This window comes from Betaproteobacteria bacterium, from assembly GCA_016791345.1.
In the GTDB taxonomy this organism is placed as follows: domain Bacteria; phylum Pseudomonadota; class Gammaproteobacteria; order Burkholderiales; family JAEUMW01; genus JAEUMW01.
In genome coordinates this window covers 19,610-27,886 of sequence record JAEUMW010000135.1, presented here as the reverse complement: position 1 = coordinate 27,886, position 8,277 = coordinate 19,610, and the positions used below count along the sequence as shown (strand labels likewise).

At 65.7% G+C, this 8,277-nt stretch carries 9 protein-coding genes; 8 read left to right on the top strand and 1 reads right to left on the bottom strand.

What is annotated here, in order from left to right:
• Positions 1-609 (bottom strand): hypothetical protein (locus tag JNK68_05745; GenBank protein ID MBL8539859.1); only part of this gene is annotated, 609 nt, incomplete at its 3' end.
• A gap of 525 nt (positions 610-1,134) precedes the next feature.
• Between JNK68_05745 and JNK68_05740 the strand changes: the two genes are divergently transcribed.
• From JNK68_05740 to gspK, 8 genes are all read left to right on the top strand, one after another.
• Positions 1,135-1,434: a hypothetical protein gene (locus tag JNK68_05740; protein ID MBL8539858.1), complete on the top strand. Its 300-nt coding sequence runs from the start codon at positions 1,135-1,137 to the stop codon at positions 1,432-1,434.
• 163 nt (positions 1,435-1,597) lie between these two features.
• The gene (locus JNK68_05735) at positions 1,598-3,841 is read left to right on the top strand and encodes a peptidase domain-containing ABC transporter (GenBank protein ID MBL8539857.1); all 2,244 of its coding nucleotides are present in this window, start codon (positions 1,598-1,600) and stop codon (positions 3,839-3,841) included.
• 18 nt (positions 3,842-3,859) lie between these two features.
• Positions 3,860-5,206 (top strand): HlyD family type I secretion periplasmic adaptor subunit, encoded by a 1,347-nt coding sequence (locus JNK68_05730; GenBank protein ID MBL8539856.1) that lies wholly within the window; start codon positions 3,860-3,862, stop codon positions 5,204-5,206.
• Positions 5,207-5,396: 190 nt separating this feature from the next.
• Positions 5,397-5,828: a type II secretion system major pseudopilin GspG gene (gspG, locus tag JNK68_05725; protein MBL8539855.1), complete on the top strand. Its 432-nt coding sequence runs from the start codon at positions 5,397-5,399 to the stop codon at positions 5,826-5,828.
• 21 nt (positions 5,829-5,849) lie between these two features.
• Entirely contained in the window at positions 5,850-6,347 is a 498-nt protein-coding gene (locus tag JNK68_05720; GenBank protein ID MBL8539854.1) for a GspH/FimT family pseudopilin, read from the top strand.
• Positions 6,337-6,702, top strand: a complete 366-nt coding sequence (gspI, locus tag JNK68_05715) for a type II secretion system minor pseudopilin GspI (protein ID MBL8539853.1) — start codon at positions 6,337-6,339, stop codon at positions 6,700-6,702. Before JNK68_05720 ends, gspI begins: the two co-directional genes overlap by 11 nt.
• Positions 6,683-7,357: a type II secretion system minor pseudopilin GspJ gene (gspJ, locus tag JNK68_05710; GenBank protein ID MBL8539852.1), complete on the top strand. Its 675-nt coding sequence runs from the start codon at positions 6,683-6,685 to the stop codon at positions 7,355-7,357. Before gspI ends, gspJ begins: the two co-directional genes overlap by 20 nt.
• On the top strand, positions 7,354-8,268 hold the full coding sequence (gene gspK / locus JNK68_05705; protein ID MBL8539851.1) for a type II secretion system minor pseudopilin GspK: 915 nt from the start codon (positions 7,354-7,356) through the stop codon (positions 8,266-8,268). The genes gspJ and gspK overlap by 4 nt, the downstream gene beginning before the upstream one ends.
• The last annotated feature ends 9 nt before the right edge of the window (positions 8,269-8,277 follow it).

The following is an 8,277-nucleotide window of genomic DNA, read 5'->3' as shown; positions in this document are numbered from 1 at the left end:
GCGGTCGGCTCGGGGCGAGCCCACAAGCTCCTCGCGTGGCCCACGTATCTGCCGCTGCGCGTCCAAGGCTGCCGCCTGGACACCGTCCACCTGCAGCGACGTCGAGTCGGAATAGGCGGTCTCTAGTGACGTTGCGATGCTCGGTCCGCCGCCCACCGCATTGCCGGACTCTGTTGGCGTCAGAAGTACGCTCTCGGCGGGAACGACCATAGTCGTGGCAGTGCCTGTGGTGACGGTACTACTGGCGAGGGCTTTGGGGGCAAGCGCGGTTACCGGGTTTGTTACGGTTTCACCGGCCGTGCTGACAAGGGTGGAAGTGGCGCCGTCGACGGGCGAGGTGGCGGAACTCGAAGCGACGGCAGCGTCGGCTTGACGTCCCGACTGGTAGGCATAGTGCGGCAGCCAACCCGGGCTGCGGCTGTACCCCTGGGAAACGGCGGCGAGCGTCGAATCCAGCGCGCGCGTAGCGTTCTGTGTGTCGAGGAACGTCCTGAGATCGACCAGATCACCAGCGGCTGCCACGTCCCTGGCATACCGTATGCACTGCTCGGCCGACGGTTCAGGCGCCACTGCCGACGTGGTTTTTCGAGTCGAGTACTTGTCCTTCATCGTGTCCCCCTTCGCGCTAGCTTTAAGGAGTTTTTCTCGCGGTCAAACGCGGGTAAGGCCGCGGCGCTTGTCGTCGGCCGCATCTCGAACCCTCGGGGCGTGGCCACGCCGCCCGACTCCGGAGTCATCCGGTGGAAGGCGGGCACCCGCCCCCAATTGGGGCTGGGGTGTTCTGCGATGGAGAGGGATCAGGACGTCCGGCGTGTCGAGTCGGCCGACGTGCGGTAGGGCCGCAGGGCACGCCTTGACGGTGTAAGAATGCTCGCAGTCGCCATCTCTTGACCAATTACGAATCTCCGTAAGAGTTCAAGCAAACCGCCGCAAGGCCTCGGCGCAGAAGGAAAACACCAACTCTTTTGCTTCTAGTTTTATGGCGCCCACATAACCCTTCGACTTGGGTCGGCGACAACGAGCAAAAGCTCACGATTTGATAGGATTGAGCGTAGACTAATTGCAAGCGGAGATCAATCTCCGTTGGGCCGAGGTCGCTCAGCGACGGCGGGTTCCTAGAAAGGGAGTGTGTTCATGCAAAAGGAAGTATTCATAGACGGCATTAGCGAGATCACCGTCACCGGGCCCACGGTTCGCATAGACATGTTTTCGGCATCCCCGACGGAAAAGGATGCCGATGGCAATCCCAAGCCGGTGCACCGGCAACGCATCATCATGACGCTGGAGGGGTTCATGAACGCCCGGGACCTCATCGACCGGGTCGGGCGGGAACTCGTACAGGGCGGTGTCGTACGCCGCCTCGATGCTTCTTCCAACAGGGAGGCCGCGAAGCCCGTCACCGGGTCTCCGAATTTTCCCGCAGGCCGTTCCTGAAACGTTTCGAGATCGCGCGGCCCCAGGCGCCTGATCAGTTCCCAAACTCCCCTTACGTTTCTCGCACCTTGCTATTCCGGGCGCATGCTCGACGGTCGCTGAATCCTTGTCGTCGTGTTCCGCGGTCGGGCGCGTCGCGAAACGCTGTGTATACCCACCCATCATGCGCATAGGCGCCGAAGAGACACTAGAGCCTGAAGTCGAGCAGGACAGCGACGCTGGCGAGAAGCGAGCCGGGGAGGCGAGCTCCCCACAGGGGTTAGACGACACCGAGGGCGGGGGGCACACCGCGCTGCGCTGCCTGGTGGCGGTTGCGGCGCATTTCGGCATTGCCACGTCTCGCGACAAGCTAGTTCTCGAACACGGACTTTCCGCGCGGGAACCGTCCTGTACGCAACTCGTCTCGGTCGCGCAGAAGCTGGGGATGCGGGCGCGTGCCGAGAAGCTCAGATTCGAGCGCCTTGTCGCGCTGGATCGGGCCTATCCCGTCATCGCGCGGCTGGACAATGGCAACAGTGTCGTCGTCGCGGGTATCCATCAGACTGCGGACGGCGCGCGTGTGGCGATTTTCGATCCGCTCGCAGTCCAGACGGGCGTCTTCCTGCTCGAGGCCGAACGCTTCCAGGAACGCTGGACCGGGGAGGTCGTCTTCGTGCAGCGCGAGTACCGGCTGAGCGATCCGGACCAACCTTTCGGTCTGCGTTGGTTCGTGCCGGAGCTCTTGCGACAGGGGCAGGCGTTTCGCGACGTGGCAATCGGCACCGTTGCCCTGTATGTCGTCGCACTCGCAGTGCCGATCTTCTTTCAGCTCGTCATCGACAAGGTCGTCGCCCACGAGAGCACCTCGACGCTGTACGTTCTCACGGTCGGCGTGACGCTCGCTCTGCTGTTCGAGTCCGTCTTCGGTTTCGTTCGCCAGTATCTTCTGCTCTATGCTTCCAACAAGATCGACCTGCGGCTTGCCACGCGAACGTTCAGCCACCTGCTCGCGCTGCCGATCGACTACTTCGAAAGCTGCTCGGCCGGCGTGGTCGTGCGCCACATGCAGCAGGCGGAGAAGATCCGTCAGTTCCTCACGGGACGACTCTTTCTGACGCTGCTCGACGCCTGTGCGCTGCTCGTCGTCGTGCCCGTCCTGCTCTTCTACAGTCCGCGCCTGACGGCGATCGTCTTCGTCTTCGCGGCAGCCATCGCGGCAATCGTGGCTTCGATGATCGGTCCGTTCCGACGGCGGCTGCTCGAGCTGTACAACGCGGAGGCCGAGAAGCAGGCGATGCTGGTCGAAGCCATACATGGCATGCGCACCGTGAAGACGCTCGCCATCGAACCCATTCAGCGGCGCAAATGGGACGACCGCACCGCAGCCGCGATCCGCACGCACTTCCGCGTCGGGAAGATCGGCATCTCCGCGCAGGCCGCCACCGGCTTCCTGGAGAAGGCAATGGTCGTCGCCATCATCGCCTTCGGCGCTCAGGCCGTCTTCGACCATCAGCTTACGATCGGTGCGCTGATCGCCTTCCAGATGCTCTCGGGCCGTGTGATCACCCCGCTCGTGCAGATCGTGTCGCTCGTGCAGGAGTACCAGGAGACGGCTCTCTCGGTGCGCATGCTGGGCACCGTGATGAACCACGCGCCGGAGCAGCGGCGCACGTCCGGGCTGACGCCGCCCCTGACCGGCACCGTCGAACTCGATCGCGTCAGCTTCCGTTACGCGCCCGGTGGCAATCCCGTGGTCGACCAGATCTCCTTGCGCGTGCCGGCGGGTTCACTGGTCGGTATCGTCGGCAAGAGCGGGTCGGGCAAGACGACGCTGACGCGCCTTATGCAGGGTCTCTACCCGGTGCAGGAGGGCGTCGTCCGCTTCGACGGCGTCGACATCCGCGAAATCGATCTGCCTCACCTGCGGCGTAGTATCGGCGCAGTTCTGCAGGACAGCTTCCTGTTCCGCGGCTCGATCCGGGAAAACATCGCCGCCACGAAGCCATGGGCGTCGATGGAGGAAATCATCGCAGCCGCGCAGATTGCGGGCGCGCATGAGTTCATCGAGCGTCTGCCGCAGGGCTTCGACACCACGATCGAGGAGAACGCCGAGAACTTCTCGGGCGGTCAGAAGCAGCGTCTCGCCATCGCACGTGCGCTGCTCACACAGCCGCGCTTCCTGATTCTCGACGAGGCAACGAGCGCCCTCGATCCGGAAAGCGAGGCGATCTTTCTGGCCCAACTCGGCCGCATCCGCGCCGGGCGAACGGTGCTGATCATCTCCCACCGCCTGACGACACTCGTCCAGTGTGATCGTATCGTCGTCCTCGATCAGGGACGCGTCGCCGACATCGGTCCGCACGCGGATCTCGTACGGCGCTGCCCGATCTATCAGCGTCTGTGGACGCAGCAGACGAAACATCTCTAGTAACACCGAGCGCGGACGATGGCAGACGATCCCCTGAGCGCGGCCGACCGTGGCGGCTTCCTGTCGGACGCCGAGGCCATCGAAAAGGAACCGATGCCCTTGCAGGCACGCGCGACGCTTTACGTCCTCGTCGGGTTGGTGCTGACGGCTGCCACCTGGGCGTCCTTCGCCAAGGTCGACCGTATCGTGGTCGGTCGCGGGAAGCTGATTACTACAACGCCGACCATCGTCGTGCAGCCGCTCGAGCCGTCCATGATCCGGAGCATCGACGTGCAGGTCGGACAGATCGTGAAGAAAGGCGCGCGGCTGGCGACGTTCGACCCCACCTTTGCAAGTTCCGATCTCTCGCAGCTGACGGTCCGCCACGCAAGCCTCGACGCACACACGAGGCGGCTCGAGGCGGAGCTGTCGGGTGCCAGGGTACCCGCTACTGCCGCCTCCAACGCCGAGGAGCTGCTGCAGTCACGGATTTTCCAGGAGCGGCGTGCAAATCTCGAATCGCGCCTCACATCGCTCGACGAGAACATCAAGCGTCTGAAGGCAGCGATTGCCGGCAACCGGCGCGAGGAGGTGGTGCTGCGCGAGCGGCTACAGAAGAACCTCGAAATCCAGCGCATGCACGAGTCGCTGCGCGAGGGCAACTACGTACCCAAGCTGAAAGTCCTGGAGACCCAGCGCGACCGCCTTCAGACTGAACGTGACCTCGAACAGCTGCTCAGCACCTCCGGCCAGCTCCAGCGCGAGATCGCCAAGCTGGAGGCCGAACGTGCCGCCTTCACCCAGGACTGGCGCGAGAAAGTGATGGAGGAGCTGGTCGTCGTCAAGCGCGACCGCGACGCCGTGGCCGATCAGCTCAAGAAGGCCGAGCGCAAGACCGAGCTCACGGTGGTGACGGCCCCCGCCGATGGCGTGGTGCAGGAGATCGCGAAGCGCTCGGTCGGCTCGGTGCTGAAGGAAGCCGAACCGCTCCTGACGCTGGTTCCTCTCGACGCACCGCTGGAAGCCGAGGTACAGATCGACGCTCGCTACATCAGCTATTTACGCGCGGGCGATCCGGCGCGGATCAAGCTCGACGCGTTCCCGTTCCAGCAGTATGGCGTCATCAAGGGGCGCGTGCGCACCGTCAGCGAGGATTCCTTCATCCGCCCGCAGGGGACGCCTGAGGACCAGGACTCCGGGCGTGAAGCGTTCTACTTGGCGCGCCTGACGCTGGAGGACAAGAAGCTCGAAGGTGTGCCTCAGGACATTCGCTTTCTGCCCGGCATGACCCTGACCGCAGAAGTCGTGTTCGGTGATCGCACGGTCATGTCCTACCTGCTGTATCCCGTTATCCGTTCCCTCGACGAGGGCCTGCGCAGCCCTTAGCTCGATCTCCATCCCTGCGGGCGTGGCGCTGGCGACCGCGCAGGGGTATGGATTCTGCTTTACGCCGTTCGTCGGTTTTTCACGACACCCACGAGGCACGATGACTACGGGCCTTCGCGGCGCGATCCGCTGCGATGCCGGGTCGTCCCACGCAGCTCCACCAAATCTTTCGGGGTTCCATCGCCAGCGTATGTCACATCCCAACACCCTGCGCAGTACCCGCGGCTTCACGCTTATCGAAGTGATGGTCGTGGTGGTCATCCTGGCCGTCCTCGCGGCCATCGTGGTGCCGAAGATCATGAGCCGTCCCGACGAGGCGCGCGTCGTCGCGGCGCGCGCGGACATCGCCGGAATCATCCAGGCCCTGAAGCTCTACCGGCTCGACAACTCGATCTATCCGACCACGGAGCAGGGCCTGCAGGCGCTGGTTGCGGCGCCGACGAGCGCGCCGGTGCCGACCAACTGGAAGCGTGGCGGCTATCTGGATCGCGCTCCCAAGGATCCCTGGGGGCGGGACTACCAGTTCCTGAACCCGGGGGTGCGCGGCGAGATCGACGTCTTCAGCCTGGCCGCCGATGGCCAGCTGGGCGGCGACGGTGTCAACGCCGACATCTACAACTAGCCGGGCGGCCGCGTTCCCTTCATGTCAGTCGCTCATCGCTGCCGCGTTGCGCCGTCTTCGCGCGGCTTCACGCTGATCGAAATTCTCGTCGTGCTTCTGTTGATCAGCGTCTCCGTCTCTTTCGTTGCGATCAATGTCCGCGCCGACGATCGCGACCTCCTGCGCGAGGAGGCGGCGCGTCTCGCTGCAAGCCTGGAGCAGGCGCAGGACGAAGCCGTTTTCACGGGCGCCTCACTCGCCTGGCGCGGCGCAGCGGAGGGGTACCAGTACCTGCGCCGCACCGCGGACGGTGGCTGGACGCCGCTCGACGACAGCCTCTTTCGACCCTGGCAGCTGCCGCCGGCGGTGCGGCTCGTGGACGTCGAGGTCGCCGGAATGAAGGTCGTGGCCGGTGCCCTGGTCGTCCTGTCGCCATCGGCCCTGTCGGGGCCGGTGCGCGTCGTTCTCGCCGCGGGAAGCGAGCGCGCGGCCGTCGAGGTCGGCGCAAGCACGCACGTGTTCCTCGGCGATGGCGTTTGAGCGCGGTTTCACGCTGGTGGAAGTCCTCGTCGCGCTCGCGATCTTCGGGGTGGCGCTGACCGCGGCACTGCGCGCATGTGCGGTGGCGACCGATACCGCGGCGGATTTCCGCGAACGGCTGCTCGCGGGATGGGTCGCCGAGAACCGCCTCGCCGAGTATCGCCTCGGCCGGGTCGCCGCGAACGGAGAAAGTGCGGGCACCGCGGTCCAGGGCGGCATTGCCTTCCGCTGGCAGGAGCAGGTTTCGGCCACGCAGACGCCCTTTGGGCGTCGCGTGGAGGTGAAAGTGTTCCGGGCCGATGTTGCAGATCACATCCTGGCACGAGTCGTCGGTTATGCGCTGCGCGTACCCTGACCGCGCGGCCGGTTTCACGCTGGTCGAGATGCTCGTCGCAATCGCCATCTTCGGCATCCTTGCCGGCGCGGGATACCGCGTGCTCGACAGCGTGCTCGCCACTCGCGAGCGCGTCACCGGGGAGTATCGGCGCTGGCGGGAAGTTGCTCGCGCGATGGCCTGGATCGAGCGCGACTTCGATGCCGTCGAAGTGCGGCCCACGCGCAGCCCGTCGGAGCAGAAGCTGCCGCCGCTGCTGGGCTTCGAGGCCTCGATCCCGTCCGACCAACCGCAGGTCAGCTTCACCCGCGCCGGCAGCCTGGACGCCTCGGGGCTCGTGACGCCGCCGCGCCGTGTCGGCTATCGGGTTCGTGACGGCGTCATCGAGCGCCTTACCTGGGTGGCGCCGGATCAGGCCGCGCGCAGCCAGCCGACTGTCGCAGTGGTGCTGCGGGGCGTGTCCGCGTTGAGTCTGCGTTATCGCGACGGTGCCGGAACCTGGCGAGAGCGCTGGCCGGCGTCCGAGTTCGAGCAGGGAGCGGACAGCGGGGCATTGCATGCCGCGCAGTCAGGTTCGGCCGACGTGCTGCCGACCGGGGTCGAGGTCGCCATACGGCTCGCGAGCGGCGAGCGTGTCCAGCGACTCCTGCCGCTGGCCGGCGGAGGGCGGTCGTGACGCGGCGCGCGCACTCCGCAGGCTTTGCCGCCATTTCCGCCATCCTGATCGTTGCGGCGGTGACCGGCATCGGCATCTATCTCGTCTGGCAGGGAACGCTTGCCACGCGACAGGCCGAGAACATCGCGGATGCGCGACAAGCCCGGCAATTCATCCACGTGGCCGGGAACTCGGCGATGCGTCTCATCGCGCAGGATGACCCGCGAGTCGACCACCGCGGCGAGGCCTGGGCAAGAGGCATCCCGGTGGCCGCTCTCGATGGAGCTACCGCAACGGCCTACCTCACGGACGAGCAGGCGAAGTTCAACGTGAACAACCTGGCGGATCGCAACGGTGCGAGTGAAGCAGATCTCGCGGCGTTCAAGCGGCTCCTGGCGAAGGCAGGACTGCCGGAGGCTCTGGCTGATGCCGTGCTGGACTGGGTGGACGCCGACGATGCGGTCACCGCGCCCGGCGGTGCCGAGGATGCCTACTACGCGGCGCGCGAGCAGCCATACCGCACGGCCAACCGGGAGGTCGCGGAGATCGGCGAACTGCTGCTGGTCAAGGGTTTCACCGGGGACCACCTGCGCCGCCTCGCGCCCTACATCACTGCGCTGCCGGGCAGGACCAAGGTGAACGTGAATTCCGCCAGTGCAGAAATGCTCGCCGCGCTGCTGCCGGAGGTATCGCTCGCGACTGCGCGGGCGATCGCCGTGGCACGCGACAAGGAACCGTTTGGTTCCAGCATCGACTTCGCGCGGCGGCTGCCGGCAACTGCGGCGCACGTCGCCGGTGAGTTGCTCGACGTGCGCAGCGATTACTTCGTCGTGCGCGGGAGCGTGCGGGCAGGCCGCGTCAACACCGGCTACCACGGGCTGGTGACCCGCGAGGGGCCGACGCTGCTGTCGATCACCCAGGATTTCGGCTGAGGTATGCCC

Bases quoted from the DNA above. Each gene is read 5' to 3' on its own strand.
- JNK68_05740 (MBL8539858.1), top strand. From the start codon at position 1,135: ATGCAAAAGGAAGTATTCATAGACGGCATTAGCGAGATCACCGTCACC.
- JNK68_05735 (MBL8539857.1), top strand. From the start codon at position 1,598: ATGCGCATAGGCGCCGAAGAGACACTAGAGCCTGAAGTCGAGCAGGAC.
- JNK68_05730 (MBL8539856.1), top strand. From the start codon at position 3,860: ATGGCAGACGATCCCCTGAGCGCGGCCGACCGTGGCGGCTTCCTGTCG.
- gspG (MBL8539855.1), top strand. From the start codon at position 5,397: ATGTCACATCCCAACACCCTGCGCAGTACCCGCGGCTTCACGCTTATC.
- JNK68_05720 (MBL8539854.1), top strand. From the start codon at position 5,850: ATGTCAGTCGCTCATCGCTGCCGCGTTGCGCCGTCTTCGCGCGGCTTC.
- gspI (MBL8539853.1), top strand. From the start codon at position 6,337: ATGGCGTTTGAGCGCGGTTTCACGCTGGTGGAAGTCCTCGTCGCGCTC.
- gspJ (MBL8539852.1), top strand. From the start codon at position 6,683: ATGCGCTGCGCGTACCCTGACCGCGCGGCCGGTTTCACGCTGGTCGAG.